The following is a 16,686-nucleotide window of genomic DNA, read 5'->3' as shown; positions in this document are numbered from 1 at the left end:
AAGACCAGTGGCATTAGCAACTGGTCTTTTAAGGCTAGGCGAATCTGGACGGGTTCTTTAACAACAAAGGTCACCCAACAACAGTGAGGTATTCGCTAACTCACAAGCTTTTTGTAATCTTTGAAATTGACGTCGTAGGCTTTCTCACCCTAGATGTAAGTCTCGCTGACGGTTCTGTCGTCACCCAAGCTCATCAGTAAAAATAGTTTTTCTTCAAGCTTGGTCGCTTGTTCCATTCTAAAGCGCATCAGTTGTGTCGCCTGCAGATCCAACACGACGAAGTCGGCTTCTTTGCCTACTTCTAAGTTACTGATTTTATGTTCTAAATGCAGAGAACGTGCGCCACCTAAAGTTGCCAAAAATAAAATTTGGTATTGTCAGGTTTTGTTTATATCAACATGTGACTCATCAATTTTTTAGTCTTCTCTGGATCTGAGCATGTGATAGATAAAATCAAATGGTTTTCATCTTGTTCGACAATATTCAGACTTCTAATGTCAATATTATTCTCTGATAATTTCCTTGCTAACTTTGCCAACGCTCCAAGCTCATCATCGATTTTTACCATTATTATCTCAGTGTTGAAAATAATATTGAATCCCGCTTTAATCAATATTTCATACGTGTACTTGTTATTGTCTGAACTTATCTTTATTAATGCGGTGTTATTTATTTTGTCAGCATCTATATTTTTTATTTTTATTTTATTTTTCGATAAAATTTCCGTTATGTCTGTGATCAATCCGATATAGTCTTCAGATATTAATATTATCTTTTCCATTTAAATATCCTCATAGGTCATTCATGTCTAGTTTTAATGCAGAAGTAAACGCATCAATATCTGAAAATTTCATATTTGGCATACAAATAATATGTGTCATACCATTTGCTGTTGCTAATTGATATTTTTTCTTTATTTCCTCTGGCACAGCTGGTAAAACAACAGTTATCGCATTTGGGTTTCGCCAAGCTTTTATACCTATATTTTGTAATTGAATTTCCGTGTATTTTGCAACTTCTAGGCTGTGTAGTACACGTTTAGCCAGGCCTTCTAACCCTAAACTGTTAATGGCATACCACAGTACCATCGGTGTAAAGCCATTACGTGAGCCTGTAATAGTAGTATCTAAACAGCCAATGTAAGCAATAGAGCGTGCAATACGATCAACATTTGATTTACGGGCTACAACAACCCCACAAGGAATTGGAGAACCAATAAATTTGTGTCCACTCAGTGAAACACTGTCGGCACCGTCTTCAAAATCAAACGATGGTCTGGGTGTTAAAAAAGGATTTATAGCTCCGCATAATGCGGCATCACTGTGGATATAACTTTTTGAAATAGAAAACTCGTCTAAAATAGTACGAATTTTTTTTATGTCATCTTTGGCTTCTGTCATAGTGGTGCCACTATTCGCAAAAATAATAGCAGGCACATCCCTATTGACTTTTAGCGTTTCTCGCAAGTCATCATAGTCAATTACACCCTTATCGTCACATCGGATCATTATATGACGCATATTGAGCAAGTGTAAATTTTTGGCGACAGAATAATGAGTTTCTTTGGAAAAATAACAAATACCATTAGGGTAGAGTTCACGAGCTAAATATAAAGCATATAGATTAGCTTCAGTACTGCCATTTGTGACATACCCCCACCAATCTTTTTCAGGTGCTCGCAATAGTTTTGCAAAAAATTCTATTACTTCACATTCAAACTCTCTACTATCAACTTGCCAAGTAGATTTAGCAAAAGGATCCCCAAGGTTATTTAAAGGAAAGTTGATTAATTCTTTTAGTTGTTGATAGTTAAAGTCAGTTGAAATTGGATAACCCATAAAGCTTGTTGCTTTTTTATGAATATCCTTTATGAAAATTTTTAATTTCTCTTGTTGATGAGCATTTAAAGACATAGTCTACCCTTTTAAATCGTCCTAGCCAGTATTAAATATAAATTACACTTTTCTGGTTTTCTCTCGGGGTATGGTTATCAGCCTTTCTAATTAAAATTTTATAGAAATTTGGAAAAGGCAATTTTTATAATAATATTTTTCATACTTATAATTAGTAGATTATTTAAATTGCTAATTAAATGTCGATGATTAAGCTATGGTTTGGTTTTTTACCAAAGATTACAGTGTTGTTCTATTAATTAGCCCACTTTTAACTTATCTAAATATAACTACTGGCTGAAGGTGATAGATATAAATTTACCAGCAGTAATGACGGAATTGTCATATTTCTCACAATAAGCATGGGCTTTTATTTTTGCTTTTGAATAGTCATTTATTGTGGACAGTAAATTTATGTAATCTACTTTATTTGGGTGGCTTGATTCAATTTTAAGTACTTCTATTTCATTACATCCTTGTAAGTTCCAGCTATCTTCTGATTTAATAAACCAGCTGCCGTCAACGCCAACAGTAATAGTTGATATCTTTTTTTCATCCGTGGTGATGATTTCATCTAGCGGGCCTGCGCAGGCCGATGAAGCAAACAACATTAGAAAAATTCCAGTTTTTATTTTTTTGAGTTTCATAACTAATTACCTTTTTTGGCCTAATATAGTATAAAAAAAGATAATAAAAAGTTTTTTTTGTTTTTATTATCTTAAAATAGATCTCACTTGCATATTTTATATTTTTGGGTGATTTAATTGTTTATAATTTTATTTGTCATTATTTGATGGGGGGGAGTAGGGATTTTTCGATGCTATATCTTTGTTCGTGACTTGATGAAGTTTTGATGTGCAACTATAGGAAGTTCGCTTCAACTAGATATATCGTCTATTTTTTATAGGCCAATATCTAAAGGTATTTGTTAATCTTGAACTTTTTCGCTATTTTTCGATGGCACGAGAGCGTACCATCGTTAAGTTAAGCCGCTGTGTGATTATTTCTCGCAACTTAACTCACAAGCTTTTTGTAATCTTTGAAATTCACATCGTAGGTTTTCTCACCGTAGATGTAAGTCTCGCTGACGGTTCTATCGTCACCCAAGCTCATCAGTACAAATAGTTTTTCTTCAAGCTTGGTCGCTTGTTCCATTCTGAAGCGCATCAGTTGTGTCGCGTGCAGATCCAGTACCACGAAGTCGGCTTCTTTGCCTACTTCTAAGTTACCGATTTTATCTTCTAAATGTAGAGAACGTGCGCCACCTAAAGTTGCCAAAAACAGCGATTTAGCAGGGTGAAGTTTCTCTTGTTGAAGCTGCATGATTTTGTACGCTTCGCTCATGGTTTGCAGAATCGAGAAGCTGGTACCGGCGCCAACGTCTGTCCCCATTCCAACACGAATACCGTGCTCTTCCATTTTTGGCAGCTTGAATAATCCAGAGCCCAAAAACAGGTTGGAAGTTGGGCAGAAGGCGATTGCAGAATCGGTATCCGCTAGGCGTTTGCATTCGCAGTCTGATAGGTGAATACCGTGTGCAAATACTGAACGCTTATGTAGTAAGCCATAGTGGTCATACACATCTAAATAGCTGTCGCATTCTGGGAACAATTCTAGAACCCAGTCGATCTCTTTCTTGTTTTCAGAAAGGTGAGTGTGCATGTACACATCTGGATACTCTTCTAACAATTTCCCTACAGTTGCCAGTTGCTCCGGGGTACTGGTTGGCGCAAAGCGCGGTGTCACTGCATACAACAAGCGGCCACGGTTATGCCATTTCTCGATGAGTTCTTTTGAATCTTCATAGCCAGATTCAGGAGTGTCGGTGAGGTAATCGGGCGCATTGCGATCCATTAAAACCTTACCCGCGATCATACGTAGGTTACGTTTCTCAGCTTCTTCAAAGAAAACGTTAACCGACTCTTTGTGCACGGTGCCGAACACGAGTGCTGTCGTGGTGCCGTTGCTCGCCAGTTCGTCTAGAAATAGCTTCGCCACTTTGTGCGCGTAGACTGGGTTTTTGAAACGTTTTTCTTCTGGGAAGGTGTAGTTCTCCAACCAATCAAGTAGCTGCTCACCGTAAGACGCGATCATCCCTGTTTGAGGGTAGTGGATGTGCGTATCAATAAAACCAGAGGTGATCAGTTTGTCTTTGTATTCTTTTACTTCGAGTGTTTTAGGCTGACGTGCCAATACGTCATCGGCATGGCCTAAGTCGACGATGTGGCCATTCTCAACCACTAAAACACCGTCTTCAAAATAGTCGTAAGACTCATCGATACCGACGTCTTTTGGGTCGGCTACGCTGTGTAAAATACTGGCGCGATAAGCTTTGCGTTGCGTTGTCATGTTTACTTCCTTTTAATGACTTCAGTAACGTTATGGCTACCGAAGCTTTGCGACTTGTATTAGGCGATCTTCTCTTCCAAAGGAGGTTCGCCTACATCGCTTGGTTGACTGTGTTGATCGGTCAAATCCTGATTTTGATATTGTTTGGTTGGGCGCTTTTGTTCAAGCGCTTGGCCCTGATAGTGTGCGATTAGTTCACCCGCAACCGATACCGCGATTTCAGCGGGATGTTTGCCATTCACAGAGCTAATGCCAATCGGGCAAATAATAGTTTCAATTTGCGCTTGGCTGTAACCACGTTGCTCTAAGCGGAAGTCGAACTTCTTACGCTTGGTCAGCGAGCCGATCATGCCGAAGTAACGGCTGTCTTCACGGTCGATAATGGCTTTCGTTAAATCGAAATCAAGCTGGTGGTTGTGGGTCATTACTAGGTAGTAGCTGTTCGGTGGCATGTGTTTAACTTCGCCAACCGGATCGTCGGTGACTAGCTTTTTGACGCCATGAGGAAGCGTGTCAGGAAACACTTCTTCACGTTCATCAATCCAGGTCACACGGAAGGGCAGAGTCGCGACAATGTGCAGCAGAGCCTTGGCAACATGACCAGCACCAAATAGCACAAGGTGGTTCTGTTGAGTGCCAATCGGTTCAAAGCTTAATGTTGCCATTCCGCCACAACATTGGCCCAAACGAGCCCCTAGGTTAAAGCGTTCCACTTTGAGCGATTTCTCACTGGCTATCAGCATCTCACGCGCCATTTTAGTGGCCACATGTTCAAGGTGACCACCACCAATCGTAGCGATGATTCGGTCACGAGTGACAAGCATTTTGGTACCCGCATCACGTGGCACTGAGCCTCTGTCTTCAAGCACTGTCACCATGACACATGGTTCGTAGCTCTCTTCCAGTTTTGCCAGTTCGTGAATCCAATTATCCTTAAACATATGTCCTCCTAAATCCCTTCTTCGCTTCCTAAGCTCTATATCAGCCTTTTTAAGCCGTTTCGGATTGAGCATCGACCGAAGTCGGGGCTGTTACAGAGACTTCCTGAATCGCCATCAAAATACGCTCTGGCGTTGCTGGTGTGTTGAGCTTAGGAATCGCTCCATCAACGGCCACGTAGCTAATCGCATCTTTCAATGCACTCCATACCGACATACCCAACATGAAAGGTGGCTCACCCACGGCTTTCGAGTTGAATACTGTGTCTTCTGGGTTGCTGCGGTTTTCCAAAAGGTGCGTTCTGAAATCAATTGGCATATCAGCAATCGCAGGGATTTTGTAGCTTGCTGGGCCATTGGTCATTAAGCGACCTTGTTGGTTCCATACCAACTCTTCTGTCGTCAACCAGCCAACACCTTGCACAAAGCCGCCTTCGACTTGGCCGATGTCAATCGCAGGGTTCAGTGAAGCGCCCACGTCATGCAGAATATCAACACGCAGAATCTTGTTCTCCCCAGTGAGAGTATCGATGACGACCTCTGAACAAGAAGCACCATAGGCGTAGTAGTAGAATGGACGACCGCGCGCCTTCTCGTGATCGTAATAGATCTTCGGAGTGCGATAGAAGCCAGTGCTCGATAGCGAAATTTGGTTAAACCAAGCCAGTTCAACAAATGAGTTAAAAGTCATGATCTCATCGCGGATCTGCACCATGCCGTTCTTGAACACTACCTCTTCTGGAGACACTTTGAAGTGTGCAGAGGCGAAATCGATCAGGCGCTGCTTAATGGTTATTGCTGCGTTTTGCGCGGCCTTACCGTTGAGGTCGGCGCCCGATGAGGCTGCGGTTGGTGATGTGTTCGGAACTTTGTCTGTGTTTGTAGCGGTGATTTGTATACGTTCGACATCGACTTGGAACTCCTGTGCAACGATTTGTGCCACTTTGATGTTCAAGCCTTGCCCCATTTCCGTACCGCCATGATTCAAATGAATACTGCCATCGGTGTAGATATGGATAAGCGCACCTGCTTGGTTCAAGAAAGTCGCAGTAAACGAGATGCCGAATTTCACCGGTGTGATAGCAAGACCTTTCTTCAAGATAGGGCTCTGCTTGTTGAACTCAGCAATTTCTTTACGACGTGCGTGATAGTCACTGCTGCGTTCAAGCTGTTCGGTTATCTCAGGTAAAAAGTTGTCTTCAACGGTTTGGTAGTAATGGGTTACGTTACGGCCTTCTTCGCCGTAGTAGTTCGCCTTACGTACTTCCAAAGGATCTTTTTTCAGGTAACGCGCAATCTCGTCCATGATGTGTTCGATAGTCATCATGCCTTGTGGACCACCAAAGCCACGATACGCAGTGTTCGATGCTGTGTTGGTTTTGCATCGATGACCTACCACAGTTGCATCGCCTAGGTAGTATGCGTTGTCTGAGTGGAACATTGCACGATCGACGATAGAGCTTGATAAGTCTGGCGAGTAACCACAGTTACCTGCAACGGTAATGTCTGCTCCTTGAATCACACCATTGTCGTCGAAGCCGACGGTGTATTGGTTGTAAAATGGGTGTCGTTTACCGGTTTGTTGCATGTCTTCGTTACGTAGCAGGCGCATTTTGGTCGGTCTGCCTGTCAGGTGCGCAATCACCGCTGCCATACACGCTGGAGAGGCTGCTTGAGTCTCTTTACCACCGAAACCACCACCCATACGACGCATATCAATCACGACTTTGTGCATCGGTACGCCAATCACTTCTGCAACCAGTTTTTGAACTTCGGTCGGGTTTTGAGTTGACGTGTAGACGATCATGCCGCCATCTTCGGTTGGCATTACGCTACTGATTTGAGTTTCTAGGTAGAAGTGCTCTTGGCCACCGATCTCTAGGTCACCAGAGATCACGTGTTTCGCTTTTGCCAATGCGGCTTTTGAGTCACCACGCTGTTGAGTGTGGCTCTCTGTCACGAAGTGCTCTTTTGCTAGCGCTTCTTTAACATCAAGGATGGCTGGTAGCTCTTCGTATTCAATGATGGCTGCATGTGCCGCTTTACGTGCCGTTTCTAGATCGTTTGCTGCAACCGCAATCACGGGTTGGCCGTAATATTCTACTTTGCCGTCAGCAAGCAGTGGGTCACCCGGTAGGATTGCACCGATATCCAGCTCACCCGGTACGTCTTTGGCTTGGATAGCAATGGCCACACCTTTAAATTCGTAACACGGTGATACGTCGATCTTAGTGATCTTAGCGTGTGCTTGAGTACTGAGGCGTGCGTACACGTGCAGTTGATTTGGGAACCCTAGGCGGTCATCAATGTATACCGCTTCGCCCGTTACTTGCTTGGCTGCACTGTCGTGTTTAACGCTTTTACCCACGCCAGTTTTTAGGTCTTGTTTTGCAATGGCAACCATCTCTTCGTGGGTCATCGCATTGCTCTCGTGAACAGAGGAATTTGATTTAGACATAAGACGTTACCCTTGTTTCGATTTGGTTGTTTTTGTTCTGTTGTTCAATGAAGTAACGACGCAGCATGTTAGCCGCCGACAATGAACGGTATTCTTGGCTTGCACGGAAATCAGATAGCGGCTCAAAGTCGTTATACAGTTCTTGCATCGCTAACTTAATATTAGCGTCTGTCCATGGTTTGCCTAATAACGTATTTTCACAACGGGTTGCGCGCTTAGGCGTTGCAGCCATACCACCAAAGGCGATACGAGCGTGTGTTACCTTGCCTTCTTCGACTTGAATATCAAACGCACCACATACAGCAGAGATGTCATCGTCCAATCGTTTAGATAGCTTGTAAGCTCGAAAACTGTCATTGGCTGGTTTAGGGATGATGATTTGCTCAATGAATTCACTCTCTTTTTGAGCTGTCACCTTGTAGCTGATGAAGTAATCTTCGATCGGCATGATGCGAGACTCATCACCACAGCGCAGTTTGATTTTTGCATTAAGCGCAATCAGCAGGGGAGGCGTATCACCGATAGGCGAAGCATTGGCAACATTTCCGCCGATGGTGCCTTGGTTGCGTACTTGCAGTGAAGCAAAGCGGTGTAACAGTTCACCAAAATCTGGGTAGTGTTTCTTCAGAAGTGAGTAAGAGTCACTGATTGGAAGGTTGGCACCAATGATTAAGTCGGTGTCTGTCTCTTCACATACCTTCATATCTTCAACAAGGTTTACGCTGATCAGTGTTTCAATCTCACGATGGAATTGCGTTACTTCCAGTGCTAGATCCGTACCGCCAGCGACCAGCTTAGCGTTTGGGTGGGCTTGAAAAAGCTTGGCCAACTCATCAGTACTTCTTGGGGAAAAAGCAGTGAGGTGGCCAAGACGTAAGTTGGCTTCGGTGTCTTGAATACTTTCTAGCTTCTCGATGGTTTTGCGCTCGAGTTCAGCAAATTGATCAATCAAAGGTTGGCCTGTTGAAAGCGACATTGCAGCATCAACAATAGGGCGGTAGCCAGTACAACGACATAGGTTACCTGCCAATGATTCCATGACGTCTTCTTTACTCGCATCGGGCTTATTTTTACCAAGCGCAAACATCGACATGATGAAGCCCGGTGTGCAGTAACCACATTGGGAACCGTGAAAATCGACAACCGCTTTCTGTACCGGGTGTAATGACTTATCTCGGTTTTGTAGATCTTCTACTGTGATAAGCTGCTTACCGTGTAACGCTGACACAAATGTAAGGCAAGAGTTCACCGAACGGTATTGCAGTTGTCCATCAACTATTTCACCGAGAACGACGGTACATGCGCCACAGTCACCTGACCCACAACCCTCTTTGGTACCTGTTTTATTTATCTTGGTACGAAGGTAATTGAGCACTGTCATATTCGGCGACAGATTGTCTTCACGTCTTATTTCCTGATTAAGTAAAAAAGTAATCAAGAGACCTCCTTGTAAATCGACATTGTTCCATGTGTATTCTTTTTGACTTCTAGGTCAATAATTATCCATCCTGACCCTGCGGTCAACTATTTATTTACAAAAATGCAACAATAAGGTGTTGGTTGGAATTGTGTACAATCTTGTTTTGTTTTTAGGGCTATGTTTTATATGGGGTTTTACTAAAGGCGTTTAGTTTTATGCTGTGAATGAATTGTTGGCTATGTATACAAAATAAAGGCAAGGTTTGTGGCGATTGTGGAATTGTGTAAACGAGAGAAAATTCGTCATTTAGGTCTGAGTGGGTGGTATTTAGAGGTGAAAATGAATCGATCTTTTTATTTAGTCTAGTGGGTAAGGTATAAAAAAGAGAAGTAAACACAGAGGCTTACTTCTCCCGTCTTGTTAACAAAAGCTGCTAAAAGAAGGTTGGTAACAAACAATTGCTAGCGGTTCGTTAGGGCGTGTTGACCTTTCGTGGTTGAATTTTGTTCGAGATAAAAGCGTTTTAATCGCGGCGAGGGGGAAGTAGCCTAGTCATTCTAAGCAAATCTCCCTCAACAAAGAGTAAAACGCTTTTAGCCGAACCCTCCGGGCAGCGTTTGCTGGTCATTTCTACTACGTTAGCGGCTTCTCATGTAGGCTAGCTACACGTCAAAGCCTCTGCCTTGTATAAATACCCAGCGACTCGCTGCAAAAATCAGCTCGAAAGATCAACACGCCCTAGAAAGGTCGCTTGTTACGATTTGCTTTTGAGTAGATCAGAGAACACAACGTGCAAGTCGCTTGATCCGGTGCTGCTGTCTAGGTTGAGCTTAGATCGGATGTGGCTTAGGTGTTCTTTCATTAAGTCAACCGCCTGTTCTTCATCGCCGGACTCAATAGCATCAAGTAACTGTTCGTGCTCGTCTTGAGAGCAGTTTGAATGGTTACCGGTTTCGTATTGAGCGATCAACAGGGACGTTTGTGAGACTAAGCTGCGTTGGAAAGCGAGCAGTGGTGCGTTTTCTGCCATTTCAGCAAGTTTGATATGGAATTCACCTGACAGTCGCAATCCGGAACCGTAATCGCCTTGTTCAAAGGCGCAGTTCTCTTTCGCAACCAGCTTTCTGCACTCATCGATCTGAGCTTTAGTCGCGTGTTTAACGGCAAGCTCTATGATAGCAAGCTCCATGACTTCGCGCGCTTTAAAGATCTGTTTAGCTTCATCTACTGTTGGTGCAGCAATCATGGCACCTCGGTTAGGACGGATCACTACAACTTGCTCTAAAGAGAGGCGAAGCAAGGCGCGACGGATGATTGTGCGGCTAACTCCGAAGATTTCTGCTAGAGCTTCTTCGCTTAATTTTGTGGCTGGTGGCAGCCTTTGTTCTAATATTGCATCGAAGATATGGCAGTAAACAACATCGTCTTGAGTCTGGCCTGTTACTTTTGTTTTTACACCTTTGGAGACAGAGTTTTTGAGAGCTGTCATAGAGATAAGGGCCCTTGTTTAGTCGAGTCGAGTTGGTCGAGAGTATTTCATCAGTATTACTCTATATTGTATACATTTATCTATACAATGCCACCGGATGAAAGTGCGATGCGCGCTTATTTGTTAATGGCTTATAACATTTAGTTTGCTGAGAACTGTGTGCAATTTGAGGGTTTAAGCCATTCTTCTTAAAACTAGACGCGATTATCACCACAACTGTACGCAACGATCTGGCTAATTTCGCTCAGGCTACGACCAGACTGTTGCTGCCATTCATTGAATGCTTTGCTTGTAGCAACCTGAGCTCGCTTGGTGTTACGTCCGCTGTCGATCACATCTGTACTTCGCAGGTGTGCTTCAACGTCAGAAGACAGGATGAAGGTGTCTTTACCCATTTGGCGCAGGGTGTAGGCACCTGTATTTCCACCCAATCGCTTGCCATGTTTCTTCAGGTAATCCCACAGCTCTGTAATCCGTTCTGAAGGCCAGTCGGCTACCATTTGAGAGAAAGAATCCGCTTCACGCTTGGCATTGTGGATCATCATGGCATTAGCAGGAATTGTCATTACTTTGGTGAGGTGACGAATAATACGCGGGTCTTGCGCTTTCTGCTCCCACATTTCATTTGGTAGCATTAGCATTTTTTCGATGTCAAACTCAAAGAATACTTCTTCAAATTGCGGCCATTTCTTTCTCACCACATTCCAAGAAATACCGCATTGGAACACCTTTTCAGTAAAGGCTGCTAACCAGCGGTCATCGGTGATTTGTGATAGCTGAGCTTGCGATAGAGGTGCTCGAACAATCTTTTCGAGTTCGGCTGCTCCACCTTTACGATGGGCTGCCCGTTGATAAATGGTGTCGAATTTTTCTTGGGTCATGGAAGGTTCCAAATTAATACGATTTTCTAAAATATAGGGTCGAATCTGGCAATTAAAACGATTCTGTTAACTAAAGTAAGTCTGTTAATTAAAACGAACAAGCCGAGTAAAACACGCTAGCTGAGCTTTAATTCCATTTGATACAGAGGCCAGGTGTTGCCATTGAATTCTTTGCATTTTGGTTCTTTGTCGACCACTTGAAAGCCCGCTTTGTCGTAGCAACGTTTTGCTCCGATATTTTGCTGAAAGACCGCTAAGCTGATAGTGGTGACATCTGGGATTTGTTTCGCAGAGTCTAATGCACTTTCTATCATGGACTGTCCAAATCCTTTACCACGCTGATTTGGATGAATGGCGACTCGGCAGAAGCGAAGTTCACTGCCTGAGATACGTTGAAACTCCATAAACCCGATCAGTTCAGTGTGATTGCTTTTTGAACTCGGTTCAGAGAGAGCACTGGATTCAGAGAAGGTATAAAGCTCAACTTGAGGCTCTTGAGAGCGTTTGATAATCGATTCGGCCTCTAATGGCCAACCAAAGGTTCGCCCTCCCCAAAGCACGTAGTCTTCGAGCGATGTGAACCAAGTGACGATCTCGTCGGCGTCGGATGTCTTAAAGCGGTTTATTTCCATGTTCTTCTCTCCTTATCATGAGCCTCTTTTTCTAAGCCACTAAACTTCTGCGCCCAACTGATCAAGAAAGCCACGCATGTAGTCGGTGCGCTTGTTAGCTTCTAACTTGGCGGATTCGGTATTCATCGTTTCAGCGAGCTTAAATAGCTTCACGTAGAAGTGATCGACGCTGTAATGCTTGTCATCTAAGTCACGTTGCATCGCGAAAGGGTCTTCGTGGTTGTAAAGTTCAGCGTTAAAGCTTTGACCTACGTACAGGCAGCGAGCAATACCAATTGCACCGAGAGAATCAAGGCGATCTGCATCTTGGACGACTTGCGCTTCTAAGGTCTCCGGTGTGATGTTGGCGCTATAGCTGTGGGTGACAATGGCGTGATGGATCTCATCAAGATAAGACGCGGGATAGTCGATAGATTTAAGGAAAGCGATTGCCTTGTCTGCTGCCATTTTTGAGCTTTGGGCTCTGTCTGGATGGTTCTTAGGAAAGGTAAAGCAATCATGAAGATAAGCAGCAGGTAACACGACTTCAAGCTTAGCTTGTTCTTGAGCGCACAAAGCTTTTGCGGTTTTGACGACACGCTTTATATGGCTGATGTCGTGTGCTGCATCTTGTGTCATTTCTTGCTGTGCAAAATCAAGCAGTTGGTCTTCAAACTTTTCCTTCACGCGGCTCTGTCTCCGTTACTTATGTTGCTTAATACCTAATATTTATTTCAAATCGACTGTAACAGTTTCAAGCGCGAGTTTTTATCTTTTATAAAAACTATACCAACAAAAAACCGACTCTGTGACTCGGCTTGATAGAGACTTGTCTACGTTGATAAAAGCATTATCAACGGCAGTGAGAGCTTAAACTGCAGCTTGTTGAAGCTGTGCCAATACATGATGTAGAGAAGGGCTAATGGTGTGCCCAAGCGCTTTTACTTCCTCGCATGGTTCGACTAAATCAGGGATTTGGAAGCTGATCATGTTGGCAGCCATCGATGCTCGAATACCGTTGTTTGAATCTTCAAAAGCAAGACAAGTTTCAGGTGCAGCGCCCAAGCGCTCAGCGGCCAGCAAGTAGATCTCTGGATGAGGCTTACCATTAGTGACTTCGCAGCCTGTGCTTAGTGAAGTGAAGTAAGAATCTAGGCCTGCTAACTTAAGCTTCTTCTTTGCGATATCTAGTTGAGTTGAGGTTGCCACCGCGATTGGAATGTCATTCGACTTTAGCCATTCAAGCAGCTCAATCACGCCATCTTTAACCGGAATCGCTTGGTTCTTAACAATCGCGCTATAGCGAGTGCGCCATTCATTATTTAGAGCCGGATAATCAAGATCTTCGCCATAACCATTTTTAAAGATCTGTTCGATAGTTTTTGCGTTACAGCCGATGATGCTTAAGTAAACGTCCTTTAAAAATGGGACACCCTGCGCGTGACATGCTTCTTCAAAAATCTGCATACACAGGCGTTCAGTATCAAGGAGTAGGCCATCCATATCAAAAATAGCTGCTTGGAATTTCATATCCGTGGTTCTTTATGTGTTGTGGTCGAGAGGGCAAGTATTTTGACATAGCCACTAATTATAGGCGAGTCAAAGCTTTGTGAAAAAACGAGAAGGTTTATTGTAGGCAGTACACGGCACTTGGTTTTTATGCGATGAAGGTGATATGCATCATGTTGTTTTAATAGCCGAAAGATCTTATGGGATAATTTTATAGATTTTGATGTTCTAACAGAAACAATGAACATCAGAATGCATAACAATCTGGCGGCTGTGCTCGAATGAAAAATTACATTCTTGATACTTATTGGTCTGTTATCGTGACCATAATCTTATAAAAAACAATCCATTAAAACGCTCAATGATTGTGTGATCTACTAATAAGTAACGCATTGAGCATAAAGACAAAATAACCCTAGTCCACATTTTTAGTAGGGTTGATTATGTTGTATTTTGAGTTTCTATTTTTGCTTATTGTCCTCTATACCGGTTCTCGTTATGGCGGTATTNGTTTAGGGGGTGTTTCGGGCATTGGTTTGGTGATTGAGGTCTTTATTTTCAAGATGCCACCAACGTCGCCACCGGTCACTGTAATGCTGATTATTCTGGCGGTCGTGACTTGTGCGTCGATCCTCGAAGCGGCTGGTGGCCTGAAGTACATGTTACAAGTCGCGGAAAGGGTACTGAGAAAGAACCCAAAACGCGTCACCATGATAGCTCCATTCGTTACCTATTCGATGACGTTCCTGTTGGGTACTGGCCACGCGGTTTATTCAATCATGCCTATCATTGGTGATGTGGCATTGAAGAATGGGATTCGTCCTGAGCGCCCGATGGCAGCAGCTTCTGTTGCATCTCAACTAGCTATTACAGCATCGCCAATCTCTGCAGCCGTCGTTTATTACTTAGCTCAGTTGTCGGATGTTCAACACTCTATCACTTTGCTTTCTATTCTATTGGTGACGGTACCTGCAACGCTATTCGGTACTTTTCTACTTTCTCTGTACAGCCTAAAGCGCGGAAAAGAACTGAATGACGATCCTGAGTACCAAGAGCGTTTGAAAGATCCTGAGTGGAAAAAGCGCATTGAGAGCACCACATCAACATCATTAGATGAAGTGCTACCTGCTTCATCTCGTAATGCGGTGTTAATTTTCTTACTTTCTATTATCGTGATCGTTATTGTGGCGATGGTGCCGGAAATCAGAACCATTGTGGACGGCGACAAGCCAATCAAGATGTCGGTCATCATCCAAATGATGATGCTCTGCTTCGGCGGTATCATTTTATTGGCAACCAAAACTGACCCACGTGACGTGCCAAATGGTGTGGTATTTAAGTCGGGTATGGTGGCGGCCATTGCTATATTCGGTATCGCTTGGATGTCAGATACCTATTTCCAATATGCAATGCCTCAGTTCAAATCTGGCATCGTGGAAATGGTAACTAACTACCCTTGGACGTTCGCACTAGCGCTATTCATCGTATCGGTTGTGGTGAACTCACAAGCTGCAACAGCACGTATGATGTTGCCTGTTGGCCTTGGGTTAGGCTTAGACCCTGCCTTGCTAATCGGCTTGATGCCAGCGGTTTACGGTTATTTCTTCATTCCGAACTACCCATCAGATATCGCAACAGTGAACTTCGATGTCTCTGGTACTACCAAGATTGGCAAGTGGTACTTCAACCACTCATTCATGTCGGTGGGTTTGATCGGTGTCGTAGGCGCATGTTGTTTAGGCTACGCACTAGCAAAGATTTTTATAGCCTAATGTATTTAGCTCTTTTTGAAATAGCCAAGACGACAAAGAAAAACAGCGCCTGAATTGGCGCTGTTTTTGCTTTGGATATTTGAAGTACTGACTTTCTGAGTCGATATCAACGGGCTTCAAAAGCGAGCGACTCAATCGCGTCTTCAATAGTTGGGAAATGAATTTTCATTAGGCACACTTCGGCTTTTTGGAATTCATGATTGCGAATCAGTTTAGTCACGTTTTCAACCGAATATTGCTCAGGTCGTTTGGTGAGAGATAGTTCATTTAGGCTGGATTTAAGTGAATAGCTTTTACCTTCAGAATCAATAAGGTAGTCATCTTCGCCCAAGATCATGTCTGAGCATTCTGCCTGAAAGTCACTCTCGGATGCGACGTAAATCAGTTCATCATCGCCGTCGAGTTTGACTAAAGATGGCCAACGGATCATTACAGCCTCTGAATCATATATGTTGAAGTGTATCGACTATAAACAGTTTTGAAGATTGGATCATCTATTGATCTAGCTGTTCAAACGTTACTTACTCAAAGAGCTACTTGCTCAAAGAGCGGCCTAGGGGTGCAAAATAGCCTTGTATCGCGTTGTAGATTTCCTTTCTGTGCATGAGGTCTGGATAGAGAGGGAACATATCAGGCTTTGTTGTGCCATCGACTAGGTACGAGTTTTCGATATCTGAGCAGGATTCAATGGCGGACTCAAAAGCACGCGCCATCATCTCTGTTGGTAATGAGAAGTAACGAGCAGACGTCGCTTTGTCGGCTATGACACTTCGTGCAACGTAATCGTGTTTATCCAAGTGATTTTCGCTGAGTAGCGTGGCGTCGAACAGCGACATCAGACTCTCGTTTAATGGATGAGGTCGTACCTTTCTATCGCGTAGCCAACAATCGCTGGCAAACAAGATGTGTTTGCGAGGCCCTGAGGTATCGCCAATCTCGAACGCCTTTTCAGCGATGTAGTGGTCAAATGCATGCCAAAACTCGTGAGCAAGCGCACCGGCACCTGCGTTTTTCGCGAGTGCTAATTCACGTTGGTTGGGTGCATAGTGTGCTTGCACGCCTTTTCTGCCGCCACTGCCAAATGCCAGCCCAAGTGTGCCACGAAGGCCTATCGCTTCAGGTGGCAGAGCCAAGATATAAGCTAGGTCTGCTAATGAATCGAATATCAAGTTCGCAGCTAAGTCCTTCTCCTCTTTGGTTACCCAAGCGCCCACACGGATGCTGCCTATACCGAAGGTCTGTTTAATGTCCATGAAAGACACCTGATCGCCGTGTCGGTATTCTGGGCCTTTGCGGGTTTTGTATTTAAAGTGGGTTAACTTCAAAGGAGTCCTCAGAAATGAGTGTATAACGTAAATGCTATTGGG

At 43.7% G+C, this 16,686-nt stretch carries 15 protein-coding genes and 1 pseudogene; 1 reads left to right on the top strand and 15 read right to left on the bottom strand.

Going from position 1 to position 16,686, the window contains the following annotated elements:
- Nucleotides 1–149: 149 nt before the first annotated feature.
- From A3712_RS00560 to A3712_RS00500, 13 genes and pseudogenes are all read right to left on the bottom strand, one after another.
- A pseudogene (locus A3712_RS00560) lies at nucleotides 150–365 on the bottom strand (amidohydrolase family protein); the annotation flags it as partial.
- Nucleotides 366–388: 23 nt separating this feature from the next.
- On the bottom strand, nucleotides 389–781 hold the full coding sequence (locus A3712_RS00555; protein ID WP_004737501.1) for a hypothetical protein: 393 nt from the start codon (nucleotides 779–781) through the stop codon (nucleotides 389–391).
- A gap of 10 nt (nucleotides 782–791) precedes the next feature.
- A complete protein-coding gene (locus tag A3712_RS00550) occupies nucleotides 792–1,913 on the bottom strand; it encodes a histidine decarboxylase (RefSeq protein ID WP_063521816.1) in 1,122 nt (373 codons plus the stop codon).
- A gap of 269 nt (nucleotides 1,914–2,182) precedes the next feature.
- Entirely contained in the window at nucleotides 2,183–2,539 is a 357-nt protein-coding gene (locus A3712_RS00545) for a hypothetical protein (protein ID WP_063521815.1), read from the bottom strand.
- A 367-nt stretch (nucleotides 2,540–2,906) separates the two neighbouring features.
- Complete coding sequence (guaD, locus tag A3712_RS00540) at nucleotides 2,907–4,241, bottom strand: guanine deaminase (RefSeq protein ID WP_063521814.1); 1,335 nt, start codon at nucleotides 4,239–4,241, stop codon at nucleotides 2,907–2,909.
- A 59-nt stretch (nucleotides 4,242–4,300) separates the two neighbouring features.
- Nucleotides 4,301–5,182 carry a xanthine dehydrogenase accessory protein XdhC gene (xdhC, locus tag A3712_RS00535; protein WP_063521813.1) on the bottom strand — a complete coding sequence of 294 codons (882 nt, stop codon included), beginning with the start codon at nucleotides 5,180–5,182 and terminating at the stop codon, nucleotides 4,301–4,303.
- A gap of 49 nt (nucleotides 5,183–5,231) precedes the next feature.
- Nucleotides 5,232–7,637 (bottom strand): xanthine dehydrogenase molybdopterin binding subunit, encoded by a 2,406-nt coding sequence (gene xdhB, locus A3712_RS00530; protein WP_063521812.1) that lies wholly within the window; start codon nucleotides 7,635–7,637, stop codon nucleotides 5,232–5,234.
- On the bottom strand, nucleotides 7,630–9,075 hold the full coding sequence (gene xdhA, locus A3712_RS00525; RefSeq protein WP_063521811.1) for a xanthine dehydrogenase small subunit: 1,446 nt from the start codon (nucleotides 9,073–9,075) through the stop codon (nucleotides 7,630–7,632). The genes xdhB and xdhA overlap by 8 nt, the downstream gene beginning before the upstream one ends.
- A gap of 736 nt (nucleotides 9,076–9,811) precedes the next feature.
- The gene (locus A3712_RS00520; protein ID WP_063521810.1) at nucleotides 9,812–10,546 is read right to left on the bottom strand and encodes a GntR family transcriptional regulator; all 735 of its coding nucleotides are present in this window, start codon (nucleotides 10,544–10,546) and stop codon (nucleotides 9,812–9,814) included.
- A 194-nt stretch (nucleotides 10,547–10,740) separates the two neighbouring features.
- Complete coding sequence (locus tag A3712_RS00515; RefSeq protein WP_063521809.1) at nucleotides 10,741–11,427, bottom strand: DNA-3-methyladenine glycosylase I; 687 nt, start codon at nucleotides 11,425–11,427, stop codon at nucleotides 10,741–10,743.
- Between the two features lie 116 nt (nucleotides 11,428–11,543).
- The gene (locus A3712_RS00510) at nucleotides 11,544–12,059 is read right to left on the bottom strand and encodes a GNAT family N-acetyltransferase (RefSeq protein WP_063521808.1); all 516 of its coding nucleotides are present in this window, start codon (nucleotides 12,057–12,059) and stop codon (nucleotides 11,544–11,546) included.
- 39 nt (nucleotides 12,060–12,098) lie between these two features.
- Nucleotides 12,099–12,725: an HD domain-containing protein gene (locus tag A3712_RS00505; RefSeq protein WP_063521807.1), complete on the bottom strand. Its 627-nt coding sequence runs from the start codon at nucleotides 12,723–12,725 to the stop codon at nucleotides 12,099–12,101.
- A gap of 183 nt (nucleotides 12,726–12,908) precedes the next feature.
- The gene (locus A3712_RS00500; protein ID WP_063521806.1) at nucleotides 12,909–13,568 is read right to left on the bottom strand and encodes an HAD family hydrolase; all 660 of its coding nucleotides are present in this window, start codon (nucleotides 13,566–13,568) and stop codon (nucleotides 12,909–12,911) included.
- Nucleotides 13,569–13,990: 422 nt separating this feature from the next.
- Here A3712_RS00500 and A3712_RS00495 point away from each other — a divergent pair, with 422 nt between their 5' ends.
- Nucleotides 13,991–15,319, top strand: a complete 1,329-nt coding sequence (locus A3712_RS00495) for an anaerobic C4-dicarboxylate transporter (protein WP_063521805.1) — start codon at nucleotides 13,991–13,993, stop codon at nucleotides 15,317–15,319.
- A gap of 106 nt (nucleotides 15,320–15,425) precedes the next feature.
- Here the strand turns inward: A3712_RS00495 and A3712_RS00490 are convergent, their stop codons facing one another.
- Complete coding sequence (locus A3712_RS00490) at nucleotides 15,426–15,749, bottom strand: DUF4144 domain-containing protein (RefSeq protein WP_063521804.1); 324 nt, start codon at nucleotides 15,747–15,749, stop codon at nucleotides 15,426–15,428.
- A gap of 103 nt (nucleotides 15,750–15,852) precedes the next feature.
- Entirely contained in the window at nucleotides 15,853–16,644 is a 792-nt protein-coding gene (locus tag A3712_RS00485) for a CLCA_X family protein (protein ID WP_063521803.1), read from the bottom strand.
- Nucleotides 16,645–16,686 lie beyond the last annotated feature (42 nt).

Source organism: Vibrio sp. HI00D65, assembly GCF_001635455.1.
Lineage (GTDB): Bacteria > Pseudomonadota > Gammaproteobacteria > Enterobacterales > Vibrionaceae > Vibrio.
This window is presented reverse-complemented; position numbering and strand designations above follow the sequence as displayed.

Bases quoted from the DNA above. Each gene is read 5' to 3' on its own strand.
- A3712_RS00490 (WP_063521804.1), bottom strand. From the start codon at position 15,749: ATGATCCGTTGGCCATCTTTAGTCAAACTCGACGGCGATGATGAACTG.
- A3712_RS00510 (WP_063521808.1), bottom strand. From the start codon at position 12,059: ATGGAAATAAACCGCTTTAAGACATCCGACGCCGACGAGATCGTCACT.
- guaD (WP_063521814.1), bottom strand. From the start codon at position 4,241: ATGACAACGCAACGCAAAGCTTATCGCGCCAGTATTTTACACAGCGTA.
- xdhB (WP_063521812.1), bottom strand. From the start codon at position 7,637: ATGTCTAAATCAAATTCCTCTGTTCACGAGAGCAATGCGATGACCCAC.
- A3712_RS00515 (WP_063521809.1), bottom strand. From the start codon at position 11,427: ATGACCCAAGAAAAATTCGACACCATTTATCAACGGGCAGCCCATCGT.
- A3712_RS00520 (WP_063521810.1), bottom strand. From the start codon at position 10,546: ATGACAGCTCTCAAAAACTCTGTCTCCAAAGGTGTAAAAACAAAAGTA.
- A3712_RS00500 (WP_063521806.1), bottom strand. From the start codon at position 13,568: ATGAAATTCCAAGCAGCTATTTTTGATATGGATGGCCTACTCCTTGAT.
- A3712_RS00545 (WP_063521815.1), bottom strand. From the start codon at position 2,539: ATGAAACTCAAAAAAATAAAAACTGGAATTTTTCTAATGTTGTTTGCT.
- A3712_RS00550 (WP_063521816.1), bottom strand. From the start codon at position 1,913: ATGTCTTTAAATGCTCATCAACAAGAGAAATTAAAAATTTTCATAAAG.
- A3712_RS00555 (WP_004737501.1), bottom strand. From the start codon at position 781: ATGGAAAAGATAATATTAATATCTGAAGACTATATCGGATTGATCACA.
- xdhC (WP_063521813.1), bottom strand. From the start codon at position 5,182: ATGTTTAAGGATAATTGGATTCACGAACTGGCAAAACTGGAAGAGAGC.